This is a genomic window from uncultured Escherichia sp., assembly GCF_948475835.1.
Lineage (GTDB): Bacteria > Pseudomonadota > Gammaproteobacteria > Enterobacterales > Enterobacteriaceae > ECMA0423.
Genome location: NZ_CAOLGM010000017.1, coordinates 24,346 through 48,404 on the forward strand (window position 1 = coordinate 24,346; position 24,059 = coordinate 48,404).

At 51.8% G+C, this 24,059-nt stretch carries 24 protein-coding genes and 2 pseudogenes; 15 read left to right on the forward strand and 11 right to left on the reverse strand.

Features of this window, described 5'->3' with window-relative positions; genetic code table 11:
- Positions 1-32 precede the first annotated feature (32 nt).
- From dgoD to dgoR, 4 genes are read right to left on the reverse strand one after another with little or no spacing between them, the layout of a single operon-like run.
- Positions 33-1,181 (reverse strand): galactonate dehydratase, encoded by a 1,149-nt coding sequence (gene dgoD, locus QZF50_RS05645; protein ID WP_000705001.1) that lies wholly within the window; start codon positions 1,179-1,181, stop codon positions 33-35.
- Positions 1,178-1,795 carry a 2-dehydro-3-deoxy-6-phosphogalactonate aldolase gene (gene dgoA, locus QZF50_RS05650; RefSeq protein ID WP_001198699.1) on the reverse strand — a complete coding sequence of 206 codons (618 nt, stop codon included), beginning with the start codon at positions 1,793-1,795 and terminating at the stop codon, positions 1,178-1,180. The genes dgoD and dgoA overlap by 4 nt, the downstream gene beginning before the upstream one ends.
- Positions 1,779-2,657 (reverse strand): 2-dehydro-3-deoxygalactonokinase, encoded by an 879-nt coding sequence (gene dgoK / locus QZF50_RS05655; protein WP_000127105.1) that lies wholly within the window; start codon positions 2,655-2,657, stop codon positions 1,779-1,781. The genes dgoA and dgoK overlap by 17 nt, the downstream gene beginning before the upstream one ends.
- Positions 2,654-3,343 carry a D-galactonate utilization transcriptional regulator DgoR gene (gene dgoR, locus QZF50_RS05660; protein WP_000174305.1) on the reverse strand — a complete coding sequence of 230 codons (690 nt, stop codon included), beginning with the start codon at positions 3,341-3,343 and terminating at the stop codon, positions 2,654-2,656. The genes dgoK and dgoR overlap by 4 nt, the downstream gene beginning before the upstream one ends.
- A gap of 276 nt (positions 3,344-3,619) precedes the next feature.
- On the opposite strand from dgoR, the gene yidX reads away from it, so the two are divergent.
- The gene (yidX, locus tag QZF50_RS05665) at positions 3,620-4,276 is read left to right on the forward strand and encodes a protein YidX (RefSeq protein ID WP_000772934.1); all 657 of its coding nucleotides are present in this window, start codon (positions 3,620-3,622) and stop codon (positions 4,274-4,276) included.
- 45 nt (positions 4,277-4,321) lie between these two features.
- Here yidX and yidA read toward each other — a convergent pair whose 3' ends face one another.
- Positions 4,322-5,134: a sugar-phosphatase gene (gene yidA / locus QZF50_RS05670; protein ID WP_000985549.1), complete on the reverse strand. Its 813-nt coding sequence runs from the start codon at positions 5,132-5,134 to the stop codon at positions 4,322-4,324.
- A 114-nt stretch (positions 5,135-5,248) separates the two neighbouring features.
- Entirely contained in the window at positions 5,249-5,647 is a 399-nt protein-coding gene (locus tag QZF50_RS05675; RefSeq protein ID WP_000522200.1) for a YidB family protein, read from the reverse strand.
- A gap of 117 nt (positions 5,648-5,764) precedes the next feature.
- Here QZF50_RS05675 and QZF50_RS05680 point away from each other — a divergent pair.
- Positions 5,765-5,863 (forward strand): annotated as a pseudogene (locus tag QZF50_RS05680) (hypothetical protein); the annotation flags it as partial.
- A gap of 23 nt (positions 5,864-5,886) precedes the next feature.
- On the opposite strand, the gene gyrB reads toward QZF50_RS05680, so the two are convergent.
- From gyrB to dnaA, 4 genes are read right to left on the reverse strand one after another with little or no spacing between them, the layout of a single operon-like run.
- A complete protein-coding gene (gyrB, locus tag QZF50_RS05685; RefSeq protein WP_000072067.1) occupies positions 5,887-8,301 on the reverse strand; it encodes a DNA topoisomerase (ATP-hydrolyzing) subunit B in 2,415 nt (804 codons plus the stop codon).
- Positions 8,302-8,329: 28 nt separating this feature from the next.
- Entirely contained in the window at positions 8,330-9,403 is a 1,074-nt protein-coding gene (gene recF, locus QZF50_RS05690) for a DNA replication/repair protein RecF (RefSeq protein ID WP_000060112.1), read from the reverse strand.
- Positions 9,403-10,503, reverse strand: a complete 1,101-nt coding sequence (dnaN, locus tag QZF50_RS05695; RefSeq protein ID WP_000673464.1) for a DNA polymerase III subunit beta — start codon at positions 10,501-10,503, stop codon at positions 9,403-9,405. The genes recF and dnaN overlap by 1 nt, the downstream gene beginning before the upstream one ends.
- A gap of 4 nt (positions 10,504-10,507) precedes the next feature.
- Positions 10,508-11,911, reverse strand: coding sequence for a chromosomal replication initiator protein DnaA (gene dnaA, locus QZF50_RS05700; RefSeq protein WP_000059111.1), 1,404 nt, complete (start codon positions 11,909-11,911; stop codon positions 10,508-10,510).
- A gap of 296 nt (positions 11,912-12,207) precedes the next feature.
- On the opposite strand from dnaA, the gene QZF50_RS05705 reads away from it, so the two are divergent.
- The 13 genes from QZF50_RS05705 (at position 12,208) to yieF (ending at position 23,401) form a co-directional block, all read left to right on the forward strand.
- The gene (locus QZF50_RS05705; RefSeq protein ID WP_120795392.1) at positions 12,208-12,288 is read left to right on the forward strand and encodes a protein YsdD; all 81 of its coding nucleotides are present in this window, start codon (positions 12,208-12,210) and stop codon (positions 12,286-12,288) included.
- A gap of 229 nt (positions 12,289-12,517) precedes the next feature.
- Positions 12,518-12,658 (forward strand): 50S ribosomal protein L34, encoded by a 141-nt coding sequence (rpmH, locus tag QZF50_RS05710; RefSeq protein ID WP_000831330.1) that lies wholly within the window; start codon positions 12,518-12,520, stop codon positions 12,656-12,658.
- A gap of 16 nt (positions 12,659-12,674) precedes the next feature.
- A complete protein-coding gene (rnpA, locus tag QZF50_RS05715) occupies positions 12,675-13,034 on the forward strand; it encodes a ribonuclease P protein component (protein ID WP_000239730.1) in 360 nt (119 codons plus the stop codon).
- Positions 12,998-13,255 carry a membrane protein insertion efficiency factor YidD gene (gene yidD / locus QZF50_RS05720; RefSeq protein WP_001307474.1) on the forward strand — a complete coding sequence of 86 codons (258 nt, stop codon included), beginning with the start codon at positions 12,998-13,000 and terminating at the stop codon, positions 13,253-13,255. Before rnpA ends, yidD begins: the two co-directional genes overlap by 37 nt.
- Before the next feature lie 2 nt (positions 13,256-13,257).
- Positions 13,258-14,904 (forward strand): membrane protein insertase YidC, encoded by a 1,647-nt coding sequence (gene yidC, locus QZF50_RS05725; protein WP_000378258.1) that lies wholly within the window; start codon positions 13,258-13,260, stop codon positions 14,902-14,904.
- Between the two features lie 105 nt (positions 14,905-15,009).
- Positions 15,010-16,374 carry a tRNA uridine-5-carboxymethylaminomethyl(34) synthesis GTPase MnmE gene (gene mnmE / locus QZF50_RS05730; RefSeq protein WP_001282347.1) on the forward strand — a complete coding sequence of 455 codons (1,365 nt, stop codon included), beginning with the start codon at positions 15,010-15,012 and terminating at the stop codon, positions 16,372-16,374.
- A 242-nt stretch (positions 16,375-16,616) separates the two neighbouring features.
- The gene (gene tnaC / locus QZF50_RS05735; protein WP_001364348.1) at positions 16,617-16,691 is read left to right on the forward strand and encodes a tryptophanase leader peptide; all 75 of its coding nucleotides are present in this window, start codon (positions 16,617-16,619) and stop codon (positions 16,689-16,691) included.
- A gap of 220 nt (positions 16,692-16,911) precedes the next feature.
- Complete coding sequence (gene tnaA / locus QZF50_RS05740) at positions 16,912-18,327, forward strand: tryptophanase (protein WP_001295247.1); 1,416 nt, start codon at positions 16,912-16,914, stop codon at positions 18,325-18,327.
- A gap of 90 nt (positions 18,328-18,417) precedes the next feature.
- The gene (gene tnaB, locus QZF50_RS05745; RefSeq protein WP_023569030.1) at positions 18,418-19,665 is read left to right on the forward strand and encodes a low affinity tryptophan permease TnaB; all 1,248 of its coding nucleotides are present in this window, start codon (positions 18,418-18,420) and stop codon (positions 19,663-19,665) included.
- Positions 19,666-19,797: 132 nt separating this feature from the next.
- Positions 19,798-20,973 carry a multidrug efflux MFS transporter MdtL gene (gene mdtL, locus QZF50_RS05750; RefSeq protein WP_000085987.1) on the forward strand — a complete coding sequence of 392 codons (1,176 nt, stop codon included), beginning with the start codon at positions 19,798-19,800 and terminating at the stop codon, positions 20,971-20,973.
- Positions 20,948-21,907: an HTH-type transcriptional regulator YidZ gene (gene yidZ, locus QZF50_RS05755; RefSeq protein WP_001472548.1), complete on the forward strand. Its 960-nt coding sequence runs from the start codon at positions 20,948-20,950 to the stop codon at positions 21,905-21,907. Before mdtL ends, yidZ begins: the two co-directional genes overlap by 26 nt.
- A gap of 156 nt (positions 21,908-22,063) precedes the next feature.
- Positions 22,064-22,813, forward strand: a complete 750-nt coding sequence (locus tag QZF50_RS05760) for a 4'-phosphopantetheinyl transferase superfamily protein (RefSeq protein ID WP_001472549.1) — start codon at positions 22,064-22,066, stop codon at positions 22,811-22,813.
- 21 nt (positions 22,814-22,834) lie between these two features.
- The gene (yieF, locus tag QZF50_RS05765) at positions 22,835-23,401 is read left to right on the forward strand and encodes a class I chromate reductase YieF (protein ID WP_001291261.1); all 567 of its coding nucleotides are present in this window, start codon (positions 22,835-22,837) and stop codon (positions 23,399-23,401) included.
- Positions 23,402-23,454: 53 nt separating this feature from the next.
- On the opposite strand, the pseudogene QZF50_RS05770 reads toward yieF, so the two are convergent.
- Positions 23,455-23,724: pseudogene (locus tag QZF50_RS05770) on the reverse strand (NCS2 family permease); the annotation flags it as partial.
- Positions 23,725-24,059 lie beyond the last annotated feature (335 nt).

The following is a 24,059-nucleotide window of genomic DNA, read 5'->3' on the forward strand; positions in this document are numbered from 1 at the left end:
TAGTGCCCGATGAGGGGCTTACGTGGCAGGAATTACCACTCTGCTACGCTGTTATCTTCATGACGCCAGAGCGGATTACGCCAGTCCGGGGCATTTTTACTGAACTCAATAACTTTAGCTTCGTCGATTTCCACACCTAAGCCCGGTTTCGTTAACGGTTTAAAGAAGCCGCCAACCATACTGAAGTCTTCTTTGTTTTTCACAAAGTCGAGTAACTCCGCGCCTTTGTTGTAATGAATGCCCATACTTTGTTCCTGAAGTACCGCGTTATAGGAAACAAAGTCGATATGCAGGCAAGCCGCCAGTGCAATCGGTCCGAGCGGACAGTGCGGCGCAAGGGTCACATCATAGGCTTCTGCCATTCCAGCAATTTTGTAGCATTCGGTAATACCGCCTGCATGGGAGAGATCCGGTTGCAGAATCGAAATACCGCCTGCCTCCAGCACGCGTTTAAAATCGAAACGTGAGAACATGCGCTCACCCGCCGCCAGTGGAATATGCGTTTGTGCCGCCAGTTTCGGGTAGTATTCGGCTTGTTCCGCCAGCACCGGCTCTTCAATAAACAGCGGGCGATACGGCTCCAGTTCTTTAATCAGCACTTTCGCCATTGGCGCGCTGACGCGACCGTGGAAATCAAGACCAAACTCAATCTGATTGCCAAAAGCTTCACGAATTTGTGCCACGGTGTTGACTGCCGCATCTACCGCGCGGGAGTTATCAATTAGCCCCAGTTCTTCACAACCGTTCAGTTTGAAGGTATCGAAGCCGATTTCGCGCAGGGTTTTAATGCCGTCGATAACATCCGCCGGACGATCGCCGCCGACCCAACTGTAGGCTTTAATTTTGTCGCGAACCAGGCCGCCCATCAGTTGCCAGACCGGCGCATTCAGCACTTTGCCTTTGATATCCCATAACGCCTGGTCGATCCCGGCAATGGCGCTCATCAGGATTGGACCGCCACGATAAAATCCGGCGCGATACATCACTTGCCATAAGTCATTGATGCGCGAAGGATCCTGACCAATCAAATAGTCACCCAGCTCGTGAACTGCCGCTTCCACCGTACGGGCGCGGCCTTCAATCACGGGCTCGCCCCAACCGACCACGCCTTCATCGGTTTCAATTTTCAGGAACATCCAGCGGGGAGGTAAACGATACGTGGTAATTTTGGTGATTTTCATTGCACTGCCTCTCGATACGCCTTAACAAATGCTGCTGCCTGCTGCGCGGTGCGTTCTACGGACTGCCCGGCGCGATAGAGATCGCTGCCTAAGCCCGCCCCAGCACAACCTGCGTCTATCCACTGCGCCAGGTTTTCTGGCGTCACGCCGCCAACGGCAAAGACTGCGATGTCCGATGGCAATACCGCTTTTAACGCTTTGATGTATTGCGGACCAAAAGCCGATGACGGAAATATTTTCAGCGCCTGCGCGCCCGCTTCGAGCGCGGTAAAGGCTTCGGTCGCCGTCGCGCAGCCGGGGCAGACGGTCATGCCGTAGCCCACCGCACGGCGGATCACTTCACTATGGATATTGGGCGTAACGATGAGCTGACAGCCCATCCTGGCGAGCGCATCGACCTGTTCAGGTTTCAGTACCGTACCTGCGCCAATCAACGCCTTGTCGCCATACGCATCAACGATGGCGGGAATGCTTTGCTCCCATTGTGGGGAATTCAGCGGGATTTCAACCGCGTCGAACCCGGCGTCAATCACCGCGCCAACATGCGCCAGCGCCTCGTCGGGCTTAATGCCGCGCAAAATGGCGATCAGCGGAAGTTTAGTTTGCCACTGCATGAGCGATGCTCCTTATACCAGCCTGAAATGCCGTGTCGCCCGCCACCGCCGTCACGTCGCAACCCATCGCCTGAAAGGCTTGCTGGTAGCGCGCGGTCAGCGATGTTCCGGCGACAAGGGTGATGGCGTGTTGATGGGTCACATAGTCGCGCATACTGGCAACCTCTGCGCCAATCAACAAACCAGAGAGAAATTCGCTGACCTGTTCGCGGGGAAGTGTTCCCAGCACATGCGAGGCGCGAACTTCAAAAAGCTGCGGCAATATGGCGGGCGCATTAAGGCCGCGCTCAAGGCCAGCCGCGAAGGCATCGGCAGAGTTTTCCTGCGGCGGCAAACCTGCGCCAATCAATGAGTGATTTAACAGTAAATGATGTAATTCACCGGTCATCACGGTGCGAAAATCGTTGATTTGCTGGCTATCGGCCTGCACCCATTTGCAATGCGTACCGGGCATAACATAAAGAGAGGAAGGAGCCAGAGCTCGCGCGCCGATCAATTGTGTTTCTTCGCCGCGCATCACATTGTGGTTATCGTCATGAGAGACGCATAATCCGGGAATAATCCAGATATTGTCGCCAACAGACGTTAATTGTTCGCCAATAGACGAAAAACGGGCAGGAACAGATAAATACGGAGCAACTTTCCAGCCGACATTGCTGCCGACCATTCCTGCCATCACCACTGGCGTATTTTCTTCACGCCAGTCGGTCGTGACTTCTGCTAACACCGCAGCCGGAGATTTTCCGTTCAGGCGCGTGACGCCTGCTTCTGATTGCCTGCTCTCCAGGCAGTGGTCGCCCTGATAAAGCCAGGCGCGCAGATTGGTCGATCCCCAGTCAATTGCGATGTAGCGAGCTGTCATGTGATTTCCTTTAACCTTCGTGTCGAGCTGGCGATCATGGTAAGCGCCGCCTGCTCTGCCGCATCGCCGTCCTGATGCCGTATTGCATCGAACAGCGCCTTATGTTCCTGGAGCGTTTGCGGCATGTTGGCCTCATCGCCCATCCAGGTTCGTTCAAAAACCGCCCGCTGCAACGAACTGATCGCAATGCTAAGTTGCTGTAACACCGGGTTATGTACCGACTGCAGCACCGCCTCGTGGTAGCGAATATCCGCTTCGTTAAACGCTTCGCGGTCCTGATTGTTGGCAATCATCTCGTTCAGCGCCGATTCAATCTGCGCCAGATCGCTGGAAGTCGCGCGCTCTGCTGCCCAACGGGCAATCGCCGGTTCCACCAGATTTCGCACTTCGCTCATGGCACTGATAAGCCGTGGGTCGTAGTCGTTTTCCAACACCCATTGCAGTACGTCAGTGTCGAGGTAATTCCACTGGTTACGCGGTGCCACAAACGCCCCGCGATAACGTTTCATTTCAATCAGCCGCTTCGCCATCAGCGAACGGAACACCTCACGGATGATGTTGCGCGAGGTTGCAAACTCTTCACAGAGCTCCGCCTCAGCCGGAAGTGGCGAGCCAGGTACGTATTTGCCGTGAACGATCTGTTTACCCAGCGTAATGACAATGCGATCGGTTTTATTGAGAGTCATGGAGAGTCCTTGTGCTCTGTATGTTCTTCTCTACTTTACCCCGATCGATGCATAACGCGGCAACTTTGTAGTACCAGCGTGATGACGTTCGCGTTTGCCGTGTGCGTAATGTAGTACAAACTTATATTGTTGTACTACAATTTAGATCACAAAAAGAACAATGCATAAAAAATGACATGCGTCGGGCAGAAATCTGAAAAGGGATATCAGGCGCTAAACAGGAGGGAAAGAAGAGTATGCTTTCAACGGCTTAGCTACTCGTTTAAAGGATTAATCATGAAGTTGAATTTTAAGGGATTTTTTAAGGCTGCCGGTTTATTCCCACTGGCGCTGATGCTTTCAGGCTGTATCTCGTATGCTCTGGTTTCCCATACCGCAAAGGGTAGTTCAGGAAAGTATCAATCGCAGTCAGACACCATCACTGGGCTATCGCAGGCAAAAGATAGTAATGGAACAAAAGGCTATGTTTTTGTAGGGGAATCGCTGGATTACCTTATCACTGATGGTGCCGATGACATCGTTAAGATGCTCAATGATCCAGCACTTAACCGGCACAATATTCAGGTTGCCGATGACGCAAGATTTGTTTTAAATGCGGGGAAAAAGAAATTTACCGGCACAATATCGCTTTACTACTACTGGAATAACGAAGAAGAAAAGGCACTGGCAACGCATTATGGTTTTGCCTGTGGTGTTCAACACTGTACCAGGTCACTGGAAAACCTAAAAGGCACAATCCATGAGAAAAATAAAAACATGGATTACTCAAAGGTGATGGCGTTCTACCATCCATTTAAAGTGCGATTTTATGAATACTATTCACCCAGAGGCATTCCGGATGGTGTTTCCGCAGCATTACTGCCAGTGACTGTTACGCTGGACATCATTACTGCACCGCTGCAATTTCTGGTTGTATATGCAGTAAACCAATAATCAGTAAGCGGGCAAACGCGTTTATGCTGTTTGCCCGTCCACTGATTAATTCAGCACATACTTCTCAATAGCAAACGCCACGCCATCTTCAAGGTTGGATTTGGTGACAAAGTTCGCCACTTCTTTCACCGAAGGAATAGCGTTATCCATCGCCACACCGACGCCTGCATATTCAATCATTGCGATGTCGTTTTCCTGATCGCCAATCGCCATGATTTCTTCCGGTTTAATACCTAACACGTCGGCCAGTGATTTCACACCCGTACCCTTGTTAACGCGTTTATCGAGGATTTCGAGGAAGTACGGCGCACTTTTCAGCACGGTATATTTCTCTTTCACTTCCTGCGGAATACGCGCGATAGCCTGGTCGAGGATGGCGGGTTCATCAATCATCATCACTTTCAGGAACTGGGTATTGGGGTCCATTTTCTCCGCTTCGCAGAACACCAGCGGAATGGTGGCAACGAAGGATTCATGCACCGTGTAGTAGCTGATATCACGGTTGGCGGTGTACAGCGTGGTGCGGTCCAGGGCGTGGAAATGAGAACCGACTTCGCGAGAGAGTTTTTCCAGGAAACGATAGTCGTCATAGCTGAGAGCAGTTTGCGCCACGGTGCTACCATCAGCGGCCTTCTGTACCAGCGCGCCGTTATAAGTAATGCAGTAGTCGCCCGGCTGTTCCATATGCAGCTCTTTCAGGTAGTTGTGCACACCTGCATACGGGCGACCCGTCGTTAGCACGACATTCACGCCACGGGCGCGAGCTGCGGCAATCGCATTTTTAACGGCGGGTGAAATGGTGTGATCGGGCAGCAGAAGGGTGCCATCCATATCGATAGCAATGAGTTTGATAGCCATGAGTTCCCCAGGTAGATTAGTTCCTGACCCATGCTAACGCGATTCCGCTCAAAAATCAGTACAACACCCGAGGGAAAAGGGGGATGCAACGCGGGTTGCATGCTCCCCATTTGCTTAGCGGAAGAGTTTCCCTTTCAGCAGTTCCATACCTGCGGAAAGCAGATCGTTATTGGCTTGTGGTGACACTTCACCTTGCGGTGAGAGCGCATCAATAATCTTCGGCAATTGCTCTGCCAGTAAACTGGAAGCTGTACTGGTATCCACGCCAAGTTTTTGCCCGAGATCGGACACCGCATTTGTGCCGAGTGCTGATTCCAGTTGCTCGCCGCTAACTGGTTGGTTGCCCTGTTGATTACTCAACCAGGTTGAGAGAATGGCACCTAAGCCGCCACTTTGCAGTTTTTCCAGCAGCACCTGAATGCCGCCCTGCTCCTCAACCCAACTTAAAATCGCCTGATATTTCCCCGCATCGCCTTTCAGAAAGGCACCGACAACTTCATCAAAAAGCCCCATGATAATCACCTGTAAAGCGTTACGTGTTGACCCAAAAAGTATAGATCTGCGGGATGATAATTGCGGATTGCAGAAATAAAAAGGGCGGAGATGATCTCCGCCCTTTTTTTATAGCTTCTTGCCGGATGCGGCGTGAACGCCTTATCCGGCCTACAAAATCATGAAAATTCAATACATTGCAAGATTCTCGTAGGCCTGATAAGCGTAGCGCATCAGGCACGCTCGCATGGTTAACGCCATTAAATATCGATATTCGCCGCTTTCAGGGCGTTCTCTTCAATAAACGCACGGCGCGGTTCAACGGCGTCGCCCATCAGCGTGGTGAACAACTGGTCAGCGGCAATCGCATCCTTAACGGTAACGCGCAGCATACGACGGCTTTCCGGGTCCATGGTGGTTTCCCACAGCTGTTCCGGGTTCATCTCGCCCAGACCTTTATAACGCTGGATGGAGAGGCCGCGACGGGACTCTTTCACCAGCCAGTCCAGCGCCTGCTCGAAGCTGGCTACCGGCTGACGACGCTCGCCACGTTCGATAAACGCATCTTCTTCCAGCAAGCCACGCAGTTTCTCACCCAGCGTGCAGATACGACGATATTCGCCACCGGTGATAAACTCGTGATCCAGCGGATAGTCAGTATCCACACCGTGGGTACGCACGCGAACAATCGGCTCGAACAGGTTTTGTTCGGCATTGGTGTGGACATCAAACTTCCACTGGCTGCCGTGCTGTTCTTTGTCGTTCAGTTCGCTGACCAGCGCGTTCACCCAGCGGGTAACGGTCTGCTCATCAGAGAGGTCGGCTTCCGTCAGCGTCGGCTGATAGATAAGCTCTTTCAGCATTGCTTTCGGATAACGACGCTCCATGCGGTTGATCATTTTCTGCGTCGCGTTGTACTCAGACACCAATTTCTCTAACGCTTCGCCAGCCAATGCCGGTGCGCTGGCGTTGGTGTGCAGCGTTGCGCCATCCAGCGCGATAGAGATCTGGTACTGATCCATCGCTTCGTCGTCTTTAATGTACTGTTCCTGCTTGCCTTTCTTCACTTTGTACAGCGGCGGCTGAGCGATGTAGACGTGACCGCGTTCAACGATTTCCGGCATCTGACGATAGAAGAAGGTCAACAGCAGCGTACGAATGTGCGAGCCGTCGACGTCCGCATCGGTCATGATGATGATGCTGTGATAACGCAGTTTGTCCGGGTTGTACTCGTCACGACCGATACCACAGCCAAGCGCGGTGATAAGCGTCGCCACTTCCTGAGAAGAGAGCATCTTATCGAAGCGCGCTTTCTCGACGTTGAGGATTTTACCCTTCAGCGGCAGAATCGCCTGGTTCTTGCGGTTACGCCCCTGCTTCGCAGAGCCGCCCGCGGAGTCCCCTTCCACCAGGTACAGTTCGGAAAGCGCCGGATCGCGTTCCTGGCAGTCTGCCAGTTTGCCCGGCAGGCCCGCTAAGTCGAGCGCACCTTTACGGCGGGTCATTTCACGCGCGCGACGCGCCGCTTCACGGGCACGGGCAGCATCGATAATTTTGCCAACCACGATTTTCGCGTCGGTTGGGTTTTCCAGCAGGTATTCTGCCAGCAGTTCGTTCATCTGCTGTTCAACCGCTGATTTCACCTCAGAAGAAACCAGTTTGTCTTTGGTCTGGGAGGAGAATTTCGGGTCCGGCACTTTCACGGAAACGACCGCAATCAGGCCTTCACGCGCATCGTCACCGGTGGCGCTAACTTTGGCTTTTTTGCTGTAGCCTTCTTTGTCCATGTAGGCGTTCAGGGTACGGGTCATCGCCGCACGGAAGCCTGCCAGGTGAGTACCGCCGTCACGCTGCGGAATGTTGTTGGTAAAGCAGTAGATGTTTTCCTGGAAGCCATCGTTCCACTGCAACGCCACTTCGACGCCAATACCGTCTTTTTCGGTGGAGAAGTAGAAGATATTCGGGTGGATCGGCGTTTTGTTCTTGTTCAGATATTCAACGAACGCCTTGATGCCGCCTTCATAGTGGAAGTGGTCTTCTTTGCCGTCACGCTTGTCGCGCAGACGAATGGAAACGCCGGAGTTGAGGAACGACAACTCACGCAGACGTTTCGCCAGAATTTCATATTCGAACTCGGTCACATTGGTGAAGGTTTCGAGGCTGGGCCAGAAACGCACCATGGTGCCGGTTTTTTCAGTCTCGCCGGTAACCGCCAGCGGAGCCTGCGGTACACCGTGTTCGTAGATCTGACGGTGAATTTTACCCTCGCGCTGGATAACCAGCTCCAGTTTTTGCGACAGGGCGTTTACAACCGAAACACCAACGCCGTGCAGACCGCCGGACACTTTATAGGAGTTATCGTCAAATTTACCGCCTGCGTGCAGAACGGTCATGATCACTTCCGCCGCCGATACGCCCTCTTCCGGGTGAATACCGGTCGGAATGCCGCGCCCATCATCCTGTACGGAGACAGAGTTATCGGCGTGAATGGTGACGATAATTTCTTTACAGTGACCCGCGAGCGCTTCGTCGATAGCGTTATCTACCACCTCGAATACCATGTGGTGCAGACCGGTGCCGTCATCCGTGTCGCCGATATACATACCCGGGCGCTTACGCACCGCATCCAGCCCTTTCAGGACTTTGATACTGGAGGAGTCATAAGAATTCGACATCAACGTTTCTCGCTCATTTATACTTGGGTTAATCCGTTATTTTACCCTTTTCCACGGTAAACATCTTCGAATTTTCGTCCGACATGTCTATAACGTGTTCAGCACTGATCGCGCTGACAAAGACCTGTGATTGCGTCGCTTTTAAGCGGCTGGCAAGCAGCCCGCGACGCTCATCATCAAGCTCAGAGGCAAAATCATCTATCAGGTAGAGACACCGCCGCCCGCTTTCACGGGTGAGGAACTCTCCTTGCGCCAGACGTAAGGCGCACATCAACAGCTTAAGCTGCCCACGCGATAAGGTATCTTCCACCGGCGCACCGTCGGCGCGAATGCGTAAGTCCGCTTTATGCGGGCCATGCGCGGTGTAGGTTAGCTGGCGATCGCGTTCAAAATTACGTTCCAGCACCTCAGCATATTCTGTCTCTTTCTCCCAGCCGCGCTGGAAAGAGAAAGTCAGAGAAAACTCAGGGAGAAATTGCTTACAGGTATCAGCCATATCGGCCGCGATACCGGCGCTATACTCCGCGCGCCAGGTGCTGATTTGCTCCGCCAGCGGGATCAGTTCTTTATCCCACGGGCGTAGCTGTTCGTAACGTGTCACCTGGCGCAGCGCCGCATTGCGCTGCTTGAGCAATCGCTTGAGATTGCTCCAGGCGGTGAAAAATCCGGGTTCGTTGTGAAAGCATCCCCAGTCGAGGAATGCTCTTCTGTATTTGGGGCCGCCGTTGAGTAAAGTAAACCCTTCAGGCGTTATCAGCTGCATCGGCATCAGGTGCGCCAACTCCGCAACCTTATGCCCGTCAGTACCGTCAATACGGACTTTGCTGTCGCCCTGTTTGTCTTTGGTTAAGCCAATCGCCGTCTCGCGCTCTTCGCCCTGTAATCGCCCATGGAGAACAAACGCCTCCTGCTCATGGCGAATGACGCGACCAATCTGCAAACTGCGAAACGCCCGACCATGGCCGAGCGTATAGATGGCTTCCAGCACGCTGGTTTTGCCACTGCCGTTGGCACCTACCAGAAAGTTAAAGCCGGGAGATAAAGCGAGATCCGCGGTTTCAATGTTGCGGAAATCGCGGATCAACAAGCGGGTGAGGGACATTACAGTCTCATTGGCATGACAACATAGGCAGCCGACTGTGATGCGGCATCTTCAATCTGCACGCTGGAAACCGAATCGGTCAGCATCATGCGGACGTTTTCACATTTCAGCGCGTTCAGGACATCCAGCACATAGCTGACGTTGAAGCCGATTTCCATCTCCGCACCGCTATAGGTAACGTCGAGGATCTCTTCCGCTTCTTCCTGTTCCGGGTTGTTGGCGGTGATTTTCAGCTGGTTTTCGCTGACATAAAGGCGCACACCGCGGAATTTCTCGTTAGAGAGAATTGCCGCGCGAGCAAACGCCTGCTTGAGGAGATCGCAGCCTGCTTCCAGATGCTTGTCCGGATTCTTCGGCAGAACGCGGCGGTAATCCGGGAAGCGACCATCCACCAGTTTAGAGGTGAAGATAAAGTCGCCAACGTGGGCGCGAATATTGTTGCTGCCAATCTGCACACGCAGCGGATTATCGCCGCCGTCGAGCATACGCATCAGTTCAATCACGCCTTTACGCGGCACGATCACCGAATGGCTTGGCAAAGATTGACCAATTGGCATTGAACAGACCGCCAGACGGTGGCCGTCGGTCGCCACGGTGCGCAGTTCTTCACCTTCGGTTTCAAACAGCATACCGTTTAAGTAATAGCGAACGTCCTGATGCGCCATAGAAAACTGGGTCGCTTCAATCAGACGCTTCATCGTCGCCTGCGGCAGGGTAAATTCGACTTCACTCTGCCAGTCATCGAGGTTCGGGAAATCCGCCGCTGGCAGGGTAGACAGCGAAAAACGGCTACGCCCGGAGCGCACCAGCATCCGCTCACCTTCCAGCTGCACGGCAATTTCCGCGCCTTCAGGCAGACCACGGCAGATATCAAAGAATTTGCGCGCCGGAACGGTCGTCGCTCCTGGCTCGTGTGGCTGAACCAGCGCAACGCGTGCCACCATTTCCATCTCGAGATCAGTACCGGTCAGCGACAACGTACCGTCAGCAACCTGTAACAGCAGATTACCGAGAATCGGTAGCGTAGGACGACCACCTAACGGACCGCTCACCTGTTGTAGCGGTTTTAATAAATGCTCACGTTCTACGGTAAATTTCATAGGTTTACGATGACAATGTTCTGATTAAATTTGAAAAATCTTCTTTGATATCGTGGCTCTCTTCACGCAGCTGCTCGATCTTCCGGCAAGCATGAAGCACCGTCGTGTGGTCACGACCACCAAACGCATCGCCAATCTCCGGCAGACTGTGGTTAGTCAGCTCTTTCGCCAGCGCCATCGCCATCTGGCGCGGACGCGCCACCGAGCGGGATCGACGCTTAGAAAGGAGATCCGCGACTTTGATCTTGTAGTACTCCGCCACCGTCTTCTGAATATTGTCGATGGTGACCAGTTTTTCCTGCAATGCCAGCAAGTCGCGCAGCGCCTCACGCACGAAGTCGATGGTGATCGCCCGTCCGGTAAAGTTGGCGTTAGCAATAACGCGGTTCAGCGCCCCTTCCAGCTCACGTACGTTAGATCGTAGACGCTTGGCGATAAAGAACGCCACTTCGCCTGGCAAACGAATGTCATTTTCGTCGGCCTTTTTCATCAGGATCGCCACGCGGGTTTCTAACTCTGGCGGTTCGATCGCCACAGTCAGCCCCCAGCCGAAGCGGGATTTCAAACGATCCTCAACACCGTTGATCTCTTTCGGATAGCGATCCGAGGTGAGAATGATCTGTTGATTACCTTCCAGCAGGGCGTTGAAGGTGTGGAAAAACTCTTCCTGAGATCGTTCTTTATTAGCAAAAAACTGAATATCGTCGATCAGCAGTGCATCTACGGAACGGTAGTAGCGTTTAAACTCTTCGATCGCGTTGTTTTGCAGGGCTTTAACCATGTCCTGAACAAAGCGCTCGGAGTGCATATAAACCACTTTGGCATTCGGCTTGCGCGCCATAATGCCGTTACCCACCGCATGCAGCAGGTGAGTTTTACCCAGACCCGTGCCGCCATAAAGGAACAACGGGTTATAGGCACCGCCAGGGTTATCTGCCACCTGGCGAGCCGCCGCGCGCGCCAGTTGGTTAGATTTACCTTCGACGAAGTTATCAAACGTGTGTTTGACGTTTACGTTAGAACGATAGGTCGGTTCTGCCGGGGCCGGGACGTTATCCCAACCTGAGCGCGTAGAAGGCGCAGCACGTTGCGGCTGCGTTTGCGCCACCTGTGCAGGGGCCGCGACGTTGCTCGTCACTGCCGCTTGTGGCGTTTGCGTCACCGGTTTGGTGCCGACTTCAAAACGCAGCTGTGGGGCATCCGCTCCGCAGAAACTGGTTAGCAGTCCATTGATATTATTAAGGTACTTGTCCCGTACCCAATCGAGGACAAAACGGTTTGGCGCGTACAGGGCCAGCGTGTTATCGCTCAGTTCCGCCTGCAATGGGCGTATCCACATACTGAATTCTGTGGCTGGTAACTCATCCTGCAATCGGGCAAGACACTGCTGCCAAAGCGAAAGTGACACGGCGGACTCCACTCGAACAAAAGTCGATAATGACTAAGGCTGAAACATTCATGATTGTTGACGTACGTCGAAAAGACCCTGCTTGAGGGTGACGCACGAACCGCTGTCTGCGGTTATATGCCCGATCAAGATCCTGCAAAACGATCGGGACCGCGGATCATAGCCTAAACTGCGCAAGAGATCTTCTGTTTCTCACAGATTTTCCCGATTTATCCACAGGACTTTCCAGAACTCGCTAAGTGTAAACGATCCTGCCGCGAGGCGGGCACGATTTACGCCGCATATTGGAAAATTTAATGACCATAGACAAAAATTGGCTTAATCGATCTAATAAAGATCCAGGACGATCCTTGCGCTTTACCCATCAGCCCGTATAATCCTCCACCCGGCGCGCCATGCTGGTTTCCACTGGTGTGAGGTCGTACATTTTCCCTGCGAAAAGGTGCGGAAAAGCGCGGTAAATAAGGAAAGAGAATTGACTCCGGAGTGTACAATTATTACAATCCGGCCTCTTTAATCACCCATGGCTTCGGTGTCCATCGTTTCATTTTTCGGCGGATATCCAATAAAGCCATTGAATTTATTCAAGTTTAGGTAGAAATCGCCATGAAACGCACTTTTCAACCGTCTGTACTGAAGCGCAACCGTTCTCACGGCTTCCGTGCTCGTATGGCTACTAAAAATGGTCGTCAGGTTCTGGCACGTCGTCGTGCTAAAGGCCGCGCTCGTCTGACCGTTTCTAAGTAATAAAGCTAACCCCTGAGTGGTTAAGCTCGCATTTCCCAGGGAGTTACGCTTGTTAACTCCCAGTCAATTCACATTCGTCTTCCAGCAGCCACAACGGGCTGGCACGCCGCAAATTACCATTCTCGGCCGCCTGAATTCGCTGGGGCATCCCCGTATCGGTCTTACAGTCGCCAAGAAAAACGTTCGACGCGCCCATGAACGCAATCGGATTAAACGTCTGACGCGTGAAAGCTTCCGTCTGCGCCAACATGAACTCCCGGCTATGGATTTCGTGGTGGTGGCGAAAAAAGGGGTTGCCGACCTCGATAACCGTGCTCTCTCGGAAGCGTTGGAAAAATTATGGCGCCGCCACTGTCGCCTGGCTCGCGGGTCCTGATAGCCCTCATTCGGGTCTATCAACGCCTGATTAGTCCGCTACTCGGGCCGCATTGTCGTTTCACTCCAACCTGTTCAAGCTACGGAATTGAGGCATTGCGCAGGTTTGGAGTGATAAAAGGCAGTTGGTTGACGGTGAAACGCGTATTAAAATGCCACCCTTTACACCCTGGTGGTGACGATCCCGTCCCGCCCGGACCATTTGATACCAGAGAACACTAACGATGGATTCGCAACGCAATCTTTTAGTCATCGCTTTGCTGTTCGTGTCTTTCATGATCTGGCAAGCCTGGGAGCAGGATAAAAACCCGCAACCTCAGGCCCAACAGACCACGCAGACAACGACCACCGCAGCGGGTAGCGCCGCCGACCAGGGCGTACCGGCCAGTGGCCAGGGGAAACTGATCTCGGTTAAGACCGACGTGCTTGATCTGACCATCAACACCCGTGGTGGTGATGTTGAGCAAGCTCTGCTGCCTGCTTACCCGAAAGAGCTGAACTCTACCCAGCCGTTCCAGCTGCTGGAAACTTCACCGCAGTTTATTTATCAGGCACAGAGCGGTCTGACCGGTCGTGATGGCCCGGATAACCCGGCTAACGGCCCGCGTCCGCTGTATAACGTTGAAAAAGACGCTTATGTGCTGGCTGAAGGTCAAAACGAACTGCAGGTGCCGATGACGTATACCGACGCGGCAGGCAACACGTTTACCAAAACGTTTGTCCTGAAACGTGGTGATTACGCTGTCAACGTCAACTACAACGTGCAGAACGCTGGCGAGAAACCGCTGGAAATCTCCACCTTTGGTCAGTTGAAGCAATCCATCACTCTGCCACCGCATCTCGATACCGGAAGCAGCAACTTCGCACTGCACACCTTCCGCGGCGCGGCGTACTCCACGCCTGACGAGAAGTACGAGAAATACAAGTTCGATACCATTGCCGATAACGAAAACCTGAACATCTCTTCGAAAGGTGGTTGGGTGGCAATGCTGCAACAGTATTTCGCGACGGCGTGGATCCCGCATAACGACGGTACCAACAACTTCTATACCGCTAATCTGGGTAACGGCATCGCCGCTATCGGCTATAAATCTCAGCCGGTACTGGTTCAGCCTGGTCAGACTGGCGCGATGAACAGCACCCTGTGGGTTGGCCCGGAAATCCAGGACAAAATGGCAGCTGTTGCTCCGCACCTGGATCTGACCGTTGATTACGGTTGGTTGTGGTTCATCTCTCAGCCGCTGTTCAAACTGCTGAAATGGATCCATAGCTTTGTGGGTAACTGGGGCTTCTCCATTATCATCATCACCTTTATCGTTCGTGGCATCATGTACCCGCTGACCAAAGCGCAGTACACCTCCATGGCGAAGATGCGTATGCTGCAGCCGAAGATTCAGGCAATGCGTGAGCGTCTGGGTGATGACAAACAGCGTATCAGCCAGGAAATGATGGCGCTGTACAAAGCTGAGAAGGTTAACCCGCTGGGCGGCTGCTTCCCGCTGCTGATCCAGATGCCAATCTTCCTGGCGTTGTACTACATGCTGATGGGTTCCGTTGAACTGCGTCAGGCACCGTTTGCACTGTGGATCCACGACCTGTCGGCACAGGACCCGTACTACATCCTGCCGATCCTGATGGGCGTAACGATGTTCTTCATTCAGAAGATGTCGCCGACCACAGTGACCGACCCGATGCAGCAGAAGATCATGACCTTTATGCCGGTCATCTTCACCGTGTTCTTCCTGTGGTTCCCGTCAGGTCTGGTGCTGTACTATATCGTCAGCAACCTGGTAACCATTATTCAGCAGCAGCTGATTTACCGTGGTCTGGAAAAACGTGGCCTGCATAGCCGCGAGAAGAAAAAATCCTGATTCGGTGAGTTTTCGCTAAAATAAGGGCGGTCAGTTGACCGCCTTTTTTCTTTTCGTAGGGCGGATAAGCACCGCGCATCCGCCACACAAAGCAACAGGAACATCATGAGCGATAATGACACTATCGTAGCCCAGGCCACGCCTCCGGGACGTGGCGGCGTTGGCATCCTGCGCATCTCCGGCTTCAAAGCCCGTGAAGTTGCCGAAACCGTGCTGGGTAAACTACCTAAGCCGCGCTACGCCGATTATCTTCCGTTTAAAGACGCCGACGGCAGCGTGCTCGATCAGGGGATTGCGCTATGGTTCCCTGGCCCGAACTCGTTCACCGGCGAAGATGTGCTGGAACTGCAAGGTCATGGCGGTCCGGTGATCCTCGACCTGCTGTTAAAACGCATTCTGACCATTCCCGGCCTGCGGATTGCTCGCCCTGGTGAGTTTTCCGAACGCGCGTTTCTTAACGATAAACTCGACTTAGCCCAGGCCGAGGCGATTGCCGATCTTATCGACGCCAGTTCGGAACAGGCGGCCCGTTCGGCACTTAACTCGCTGCAAGGCGCATTCTCCGCACGGGTCAACCATCTGGTGGAAGCCCTCACCCACTTGCGCATTTACGTCGAAGCGGCAATTGATTTCCCTGATGAAGAGATCGATTTCCTCTCCGACGGCAAAATTGAAGCCCAGCTTAATGACGTGATTGCCGATCTCGATGCAGTGCGTGCTGAAGCACGTCAGGGTAGTTTGTTGCGCGAAGGGATGAAGGTGGTGATTGCCGGACGTCCTAACGCCGGTAAATCGAGCCTGTTAAACGCGCTGGCGGGCCGTGAAGCAGCAATCGTAACTGATATCGCCGGAACCACACGTGACGTGCTGCGTGAGCATATCCACATTGACGGAATGCCGCTGCATATCATCGATACCGCTGGGCTACGTGAAGCCAGTGACGAAGTGGAACGTATTGGTATCGAGCGCGCGTGGCAGGAAATTGAACAGGCCGACCGCGTGCTGTTTATGGTCGATGGCACCACAACAGACGCCGTGGATCCGGCAGAGATCTGGCCGGAATTTATCGCCCGTCTGCCAGCGAAACTGCCGATCACCGTGGTGCGCAATAAAGCCGATATCACCGGCGAAACGCTGGGAATGAGTGAAGTGAACGGTCACGCGTTAATTCGTCTCTCGGCAAGGACAGGTGAAGGCGTGGAGGTGCTGCGTAACCATCTCAAACAGAGCATGGGCTTTGACACCAACATGGAAGGCGGCTTCCTGGCGCGTCGTCGCCACCTACAGGCGCTGGAACAGGCAGCGGAGCATTTGCAGCAAGGTAAAGCGCAACTGTTAGGTGCCTGGGCGGGTGAACTGCTGGCGGAAGAGTTGCGCCTGGCACAGCAGAACTTAAGCGAAATCACCGGGGAATTTACTTCAGACGACCTGCTGGGGCGGATTTTCTCCAGCTTCTGTATTGGTAAGTAACCGCGCTTACGAAGCCGTATTCTGACTGTCAGATGCGGCTTCGCTTCATTGTTAGCACTCCTGTTATTCCTCAACCCTTTTTTTTAACATTAAAATTCTTACGTAATTTATAATCTTAAAAAAAAGCATTTAGTATTGCTCCCCGAACGATTGTGATTCGATTCACATTTAAACAATTTTAGAATAGACAAAATTCTTGAGTATTATACTGTAGCCTCGTGTCTTTCGAGGATAAGTGCATTATGAATATCTTACATATATGTGTGACCTCAAAATGGTTCAATATCGACAATAAGATTGTCGATCACCGCCCTTAATTTACCCTTCTGTAGCCATCACCAGAGCCAAACCGATTAGATTCAATGTGAACGATTAGTTTGCTATATCTTAATTTTGCCTTTTGCAAAGGCCATCTCTCGTTTATTTACTTATTTTAGTAAATGATGGTGCTTGTATATATACATGGCGAATTAATGGATATTGCAGATGTAATATTCACAGGGATCACTGTAATTAAAATAAATGAAGGATTATGTAATGGAAAACTTTAAACATCTCCCTGAACCGTTCCGCATTCGTGTTATTGAGCCAGTAAAACGTACTACTCGCGCTTATCGTGAAGAAGCAATTATTAAATCCGGTATGAACCCGTTCCTGCTGGATAGCGAAGATGTGTTTATCGATTTACTGACCGACAGCGGCACCGGGGCGGTAACCCAAAGTATGCAGGCAGCGATGATGCGCGGCGACGAAGCCTACAGCGGCAGCCGCAGCTACTATGCGTTAGCCGAGTCAGTGAAAAATATCTTTGGTTATCAATATACTATTCCGACTCACCAGGGCCGTGGCGCAGAGCAAATCTATATTCCGGTACTGATTAAAAAACGCGAGCAGGAAAAAGGCCTGGATCGCAGCAAAATGGTGGCATTCTCTAACTATTTCTTTGATACCACGCAGGGCCATAGCCAGATTAACGGCTGTACCGTGCGTAACGTCTATATCAAAGAAGCCTTCGATACTGGCGTGCGTTACGACTTTAAAGGTAACTTTGACCTTGAGGGATTAGAACGCGGTATTGAAGAAGTTGGCCCGAATAACGTGCCGTATATCGTTGCGACCATCACCAGTAACTCTGCAGGTGGTCAGCCGGTTTCACTGGCAAACTTAAAAGCGATGTACAGCATCGCGAAGAAATACGATATTCCGGTGGTAATGGACTCCGCTCGCTTTGCCGAAAACGCCTATTTTATCAAGCAGCGTGAAGCAGAATATAAAGACTGGACCATCGAGCAGATCACCCGCGAAACCTACAAATATGCCGATATGCTGGCGATGTCCGCCAAGAAAGATGCGATGGTGCCGATGGGCGGCCTGCTGTGCATGAAAGACGACAGCTTCTTTGATGTGTACACCGAGTGCAGAACCCTTTGCGTAGTGCAGGAAGGCTTCCCGACATATGGCGGCCTGGAAGGCGGCGCGATGGAGCGTCTGGCCGTAGGTCTGTATGACGGCATGAATCTGGACTGGCTGGCTTATCGTATCGCGCAGGTGCAGTATCTGGTCGATGGTCTGGAAGAGATTGGCGTTGTCTGCCAGCAGGCGGGCGGTCACGCGGCATTCGTTGATGCCGGTAAACTGCTGCCGCATATCCCGGCAGACCAGTTCCCGGCACAGGCGCTGGCCTGCGAGTTGTATAAAGTCGCCGGTATCCGTGCGGTAGAAATTGGCTCTTTCCTGTTAGGCCGCGATCCGAAAACCGGTAAACAACTGCCATGCCCGGCTGAACTGCTGCGTTTAACCATTCCGCGTGCAACATATACTCAAACACATATGGACTTCATTATTGAAGCCTTCAAACATGTGAAAGAGAATGCGGCGAATATTAAAGGGTTAACCTTTACCTACGAACCGAAAGTATTGCGTCACTTCACCGCAAAACTGAAAGAAGTTTAATTAATACTACAGAGTGGCTATAAGGATGTTAGCCACTCTCTTACCCTACATCCTCAATAACAAAAATAGCCTTCCTCTAAAGGTGGCATCATGACTGATCAAGCTGAAAAAAAGCACTCTGCATTTTGGGGTGTTATGGTTATAGCAGGTACAGTAATTGGTGGAGGTATGTTTGCTTTACCTGTTGATCTTGCCGGTGCCTGGTTTTTCTGGGGTGCCTTTATCCTTATCATTGCCTGGTTTTCAATGCTTCATTCCGGGTTATTGTTATTAGAAGCAAATTTAAATTATCCCGTCGGCTCCAGTTTTAACACCATCACCAAAGATTTAATCGGTAACACCTGGAACATTATCAGCGGTATTACCGTTGCCTTCGTTCTCTATATCCTCACTTATGCCTATATCTCTGCTAATGGTGCGATCATTAGTGAAACGATATCAATGAATTTGGGTTATCATGCTAATCCACGTATTGTCGGGATCTGCACAGCCATTTTCGTTGCCAGCGTATTGTGGATAAGCTCGTTAGCCGCCAGTCGTATTACCTCATTGTTCCTCGGGCTGAAGATTATCTCCTTTGTGATTGTGTTTGGTTCTTTCTTCTTCCAGGTCGATTACTCCATTCTGCGCGACGCCACCAGTTCCACTGCGGGAACGTCTTACTTCCCGTATATCTTTATGGCTTTGCCGGTGTGTCTGGCGTCATTTGGTTTCCACGGCAATATTCCCAGCCTGATTATTTGCTATGGCAAACGCAAAGATAAGTTAATCAAAAGCGTGGTCTTCGGTTCGCTGCTGGCGCTGGTGATTTATCTCTTCTGGCTCTATTGCACGATGGGGAATATTCCGCGCGAAAGCTTTAAGGCGATAATCTCCTCAGGCGGCAACGTTGATTCGCTGGTGAAATCGTTCCTCGGCACCAAACAGCACGGCATTATCGAGTTTTGCCTGCTGGTGTTCTCTAACTTAGCTGTTGCCAGTTCGTTCTTTGGTGTCACGCTGGGGTTGTTCGATTATCTGGCGGATCTGTTTAAGATTGATAACTCCCACGGCGGGCGTTTCAAAACCGTGTTGTTAACCTTCCTGCCACCTGCGTTGTTGTATCTGATCTTCCCGAACGGTTTTATTTACGGGATCGGCGGTGCCGGGCTGTGCGCCACCATCTGGGCGGTCATTATCCCCGCGGTGCTGGCAATCAAAGCTCGCAAGAAGTTTCCCAATCAGATGTTCACAGTCTGGGGCGGCAATCTTATTCCGGCGATTGTCATTCTCTTTGGCATAACCGTAATTTTATGCTGGATCGGTAACGTCTTTAACGTGTTACCTAAATTTGGCTGATCCCTTCAAGAAGCCAGCCATTTCGCTGGCTTCTTTCCTGTCAGGAAATCTCTTTTGTCCAAATGGCAACTCGCCTGATTCTCCTTCACCACGTATGCTTTGCGTCACCTTACTATCAGGACGCTTTAGCCCATGTCCCGCTTTTTAATTTGTAGTTTTGCCCTGGTTTTACTTTATCCCGCCGGGATTGATATGTACCTCGTTGGTTTACCGCGCATCGCCGCCGATCTCAATGCCAGCGAAGCGCAGTTGCATATTGCGTTCTCCGTATATCTGGCGGGGATGGCAGCTGCGATGTTATTTGCCGGTAAAGTGGCCGATCGTTCAGGGAGAAAGCCGGTCGCCATACCCGGCGCGGCGCTATTTATTATTGCCTCGGTGTTCTGTTCACTGGCTGAAACCAGCACGTTATTTCTTGCAGGCCGATTTCTACAGGGGTTGGGCGCAGGCTGTTGTTACGTAGTGGCGTTCGCCATTTTGCGCGACACGCTGGATGATCGACGTCGGGCTAAAGTGCTGTCATTACTCAACGGTATTACCTGCATCATTCCGGTGTTAGCGCCAGTGCTCGGACATCTGATTATGCTTAAATTCCCGTGGCAGAGTCTGTTCTGGGCGATGGCAATGATGGGCATCGCGGTACTGATGTTGTCTTTGTTTATTTTAAAAGAAACGCGCCCAGCGTCCCCCGCTGCTTCGGACAAACCACGAGAAAATAGCGAGTCGCTGCTTAATCGGTTTTTCCTCAGCCGTGTTGTTATCACCACCCTCAGCGTTTCGGTGATCCTCACTTTCGTCAATACATCGCCGGTATTGCTGATGGAAATCATGGGTTTTGAGCGCGGAGAATACGCCACCATTATGGCGTTGACTGCTGGCGTCAGCATGACCGTTTCATTCTCCACGCCATTTGCGCTGGGAATTTTTAAGCCACGTACGTTGATGATCACCTCGCAGGTGTTATTCCTTGCAGCGGGGATCACCCTTGCCGTTTCACCTTCCCATGCGGTTTCTCTGTTTGGTATCACGCTGATTTGCGCCGGTTTCTCGGTAGGTTTTGGCGTAGCGATGAGTCAGGCGTTAGGACCATTTTCATTACGCGCGGGCGTAGCCAGCTCGACCTTAGGTATTGCGCAGGTTTGCGGTTCGTCACTGTGGATTTGGCTGGCAGCGGTGGTTGGTATCGGCGCATGGAATATGCTGATCGGGATTCTGATTGCCTGTAGCATAGTGAGCCTGTTGCTGATTATGTTCGTCGCGCCTGGACGCCCCGTTGCCGCTCATGAAGAAATCCATCACCACGCTTGATCTCAATCTGCTGCTCTGTCTGCAACTGCTGATGCAGGAGCGCAGCGTGACCAAAGCGGCGAAGCGGATGAACGTGACCCCTTCAGCGGTGAGTAAGTCGCTGGCAAAGTTAAGAGCGTGGTTTGACGACCCGCTCTTTGTGAACTCACCGCTGGGCCTGTCGCCCACACCGCTAATGGTCAGCATGGAGCAAAATCTGGCGGAATGGATGCAAATGAGCAATCTGCTGCTGGATAAACCGCACCACCAGACACCGCGCGGCCTGAAGTTTGAGTTGGCGGCGGAATCGCCGCTGATGATGATCATGCTTAATGCGCTGTCGAAACGGATCTACCAACGTTACCCGCAGGCGACCATCAAACTACGTAACTGGGATTACGATTCCTTAGATGCCATTACTCGTGGTGAAGTGGATATTGGTTTTTCCGGTCGCGAAAGCCATCCTCGCTCGCGGGAGCTGTTAAGCTCGCTACCATTAGCCATTGATTATGAAGTGCTGTTTAGTGATATACCCTGCGTCTGGTTACGCAAAGATCATCCGGCACTGCATGAAACGTGGAATCTGGACACCTTTTTACGTTATCCGCATATCAGCATTTGCTGGGAACAGAGCGACACCTGGGCGCTGGACAATGTGTTACAGGAGCTGGGGCGCGAACGCACGATTGCTATGAGCCTGCCGGAATTCGAGCAGTCACTGTTTATGGCAGCGCAACCCGACAATCTGCTACTGGCGACCGCGCCGCGCTACTGTCAGTACTACAATCAACTCCATCAACTGCCGTTGGTTGCTCTTCCTCTCCCGTTTGACGAAAGCCAGCAAAAAAAGCTGGAAGTTCCTTTTACCCTGCTGTGGCATAAACGGAACAGCCATAATCCGAAGATCGTCTGGTTACGGGAAACCATTAAAAACCTTTACGCGTCGATGGCATAACCGAATCGTATGAAACGCGACCCAATTTCACAATAAAATGTAAAAAAGTTGTAATAAGCTTGTCTGAATCGAACTTTTAGCCGCTTTAGTCTGTCCATCATTCCAGTAAATGATTACTCTTGTATTCATAATGGACCATTAAGCATGGAGCGAAAAATGGCGACTCACTTTGCCCGAGGGATTTTAACGGAAGGACATCTGATTTCTGTTCGTCTCCCCTCCCAGTGTCATCAAGAAGCCCGAAACATTCCCCCTCATCGTCAAAGCCGTTTTCTGGCGTCTAGAGGTTTACTCGCAGAACTGATGTTCATGCTGTATGGCATTGGCGAATTGCCGGAAATCGTCACCCTGCCGAAAGGTAAACCGGTTTTCAGTGATAAAAATTTGCCTTCGTTTTCTATTTCCTATGCCGGGAATATGGTTGGCGTGGCGTTAACAACCGAAGGTGAATGTGGCCTCGATATGGAACTACAGCGTGCGACGCGCGGGTTTCATAGCCCACACGCGCCCGATAACCACACCTTTTCCAGCAATGAATCGCTATGGATCAGTAAACAAAACGATCCTAACGAAGCGCGGGCGCAGCTCATCACGCTGCGCCGAAGCGTGCTAAAACTAACCGGTGATGTTTTGAATGACGATCCGCGCGATCTGCAGCTGCTGCCCATTGCCGGACGCCTGAAATGTGCTCATGTAAATCATGTAGAAGCGTTATGCGACGCGGAGGACGTGCTAGTGTGGTCCGTGGCGGTCACGCCCGCGATTGAAAAGCTCAGTGTCTGGGAGTTAGATGGCAAACACAGCTGGAAAAGCCTGCCAGATATTCACAGCCGCGCCAACAATCCTACCAGCCGGATGATGCGTTTTGCCCAGCTCTCTACCGTGAAGGCTTTTTCGCCAAATTGATAGACAACCACAGGAGTCATTATGTCTGAAAAATTGCAGGTGGTTACGTTACTGGGGAGCCTGCGCAAAGGCTCATTTAATGGCATGGTTGCACGTACCCTGCCGAAAATTGCTCCGGCAAGCATGGAAGTCAATGCGTTACCTTCCATTGCCGACATTCCTCTGTATGACGCTGACGTACAGCAGGAAGACGGTTTTCCAGCAACGGTTGAAGCTCTGGCGGAACAGATCCGTCAGGCTGACGGTGTGGTGATCGTCACGCCGGAATATAACTACTCGGTACCGGGTGGGCTGAAAAATGCCATCGACTGGCTTTCCCGCCTGCCGGATCAACCGCTGGCAGGTAAACCGGTGTTGATTCAGACCAGCTCAATGGGCGTGATTGGCGGCGCGCGCTGTCAGTATCACCTGCGCCAGATTCTGGTTTTCCTCGATGCAATGGTGATGAACAAGCCGGAATTTATGGGCGGCGTGATTCAGAACAAAGTTGATCCGCAAACCGGAGAAGTGATTGATCAGGGTACGCTGGACCACCTGACCGGGCAATTGACCGCATTTGGTGAGTTTATTCAGCGAGTTAAGATCTAAATAAAAAACCCGCCAGTAATCATGCATGGCGGGTTTTTAATGCGCTATCGATTTTAATGAGCGTCGATAAATACAATCTTCAGGATAAACATCAGCGCAACGATGATTACGCACGGGCTAAGGTCACGCAGACGCCCGGTACCAATCTTCATCACGCAGTAGGAGATAAAGCCCAGCGCAATACCTTCGGTAATCGAAAAGCTGAACGGCATCATCACGGCGGTAATAAACGCCGGAACAGATTCAGTAAGATCCTGCCAGTTCACGCGAGCAAGACTTGAGGTCATCAACACGCCAACGTAGATCAACGCGCCAGCTGCAGCTGATGCGGCGCGAGATAAATAACACAAAAAAGCGAGATAAATGGAACAAGCTTTACGTTACGGATATTGAAAAAGAATTGCAATTTTACACAATAGCTTCAAACCTTAACCCTGGCCTCATCACTTGTAAATATCCATGTTATTCTTTTGTATCAACTAACCTGTAACAGAAATGCATATATTCAGACATACACCAGCCTGTACTCATGGATTTTACCGCCATCATGAGTACAGGCCGTAATTGTAGATAACTATTCAGGTTTCTGAGGGAATTCGATGTCCTGGTTTATTTCTGGATTAACGTCACTAAGTCTTATTGTGTAGATCTCCCACGC

Coding starts and splice junctions, on each gene's coding strand:
- dgoD (WP_000705001.1), bottom strand. CDS start 1,181: ATGAAAATCACCAAAATTACCACGTATCGTTTACCTCCCCGCTGGATG.
- dgoA (WP_001198699.1), bottom strand. CDS start 1,795: ATGCAGTGGCAAACTAAACTTCCGCTGATCGCCATTTTGCGCGGCATT.
- dgoK (WP_000127105.1), bottom strand. CDS start 2,657: ATGACAGCTCGCTACATCGCAATTGACTGGGGATCGACCAATCTGCGC.
- dgoR (WP_000174305.1), bottom strand. CDS start 3,343: ATGACTCTCAATAAAACCGATCGCATTGTCATTACGCTGGGTAAACAG.
- yidX (WP_000772934.1), top strand. CDS start 3,620: ATGAAGTTGAATTTTAAGGGATTTTTTAAGGCTGCCGGTTTATTCCCA.
- yidA (WP_000985549.1), bottom strand. CDS start 5,134: ATGGCTATCAAACTCATTGCTATCGATATGGATGGCACCCTTCTGCTG.
- QZF50_RS05675 (WP_000522200.1), bottom strand. CDS start 5,647: ATGGGGCTTTTTGATGAAGTTGTCGGTGCCTTTCTGAAAGGCGATGCG.
- gyrB (WP_000072067.1), bottom strand. CDS start 8,301: ATGTCGAATTCTTATGACTCCTCCAGTATCAAAGTCCTGAAAGGGCTG.
- recF (WP_000060112.1), bottom strand. CDS start 9,403: ATGTCCCTCACCCGCTTGTTGATCCGCGATTTCCGCAACATTGAAACC.
- dnaN (WP_000673464.1), bottom strand. CDS start 10,503: ATGAAATTTACCGTAGAACGTGAGCATTTATTAAAACCGCTACAACAG.
- QZF50_RS05705 (WP_120795392.1), top strand. CDS start 12,208: ATGACCATAGACAAAAATTGGCTTAATCGATCTAATAAAGATCCAGGA.
- rpmH (WP_000831330.1), top strand. CDS start 12,518: ATGAAACGCACTTTTCAACCGTCTGTACTGAAGCGCAACCGTTCTCAC.
- yidD (WP_001307474.1), top strand. CDS start 12,998: ATGGCGCCGCCACTGTCGCCTGGCTCGCGGGTCCTGATAGCCCTCATT.
- yidC (WP_000378258.1), top strand. CDS start 13,258: ATGGATTCGCAACGCAATCTTTTAGTCATCGCTTTGCTGTTCGTGTCT.
- mnmE (WP_001282347.1), top strand. CDS start 15,010: ATGAGCGATAATGACACTATCGTAGCCCAGGCCACGCCTCCGGGACGT.
- tnaA (WP_001295247.1), top strand. CDS start 16,912: ATGGAAAACTTTAAACATCTCCCTGAACCGTTCCGCATTCGTGTTATT.
- tnaB (WP_023569030.1), top strand. CDS start 18,418: ATGACTGATCAAGCTGAAAAAAAGCACTCTGCATTTTGGGGTGTTATG.
- mdtL (WP_000085987.1), top strand. CDS start 19,798: ATGTCCCGCTTTTTAATTTGTAGTTTTGCCCTGGTTTTACTTTATCCC.
- yidZ (WP_001472548.1), top strand. CDS start 20,948: ATGAAGAAATCCATCACCACGCTTGATCTCAATCTGCTGCTCTGTCTG.
- QZF50_RS05760 (WP_001472549.1), top strand. CDS start 22,064: ATGGCGACTCACTTTGCCCGAGGGATTTTAACGGAAGGACATCTGATT.
- yieF (WP_001291261.1), top strand. CDS start 22,835: ATGTCTGAAAAATTGCAGGTGGTTACGTTACTGGGGAGCCTGCGCAAA.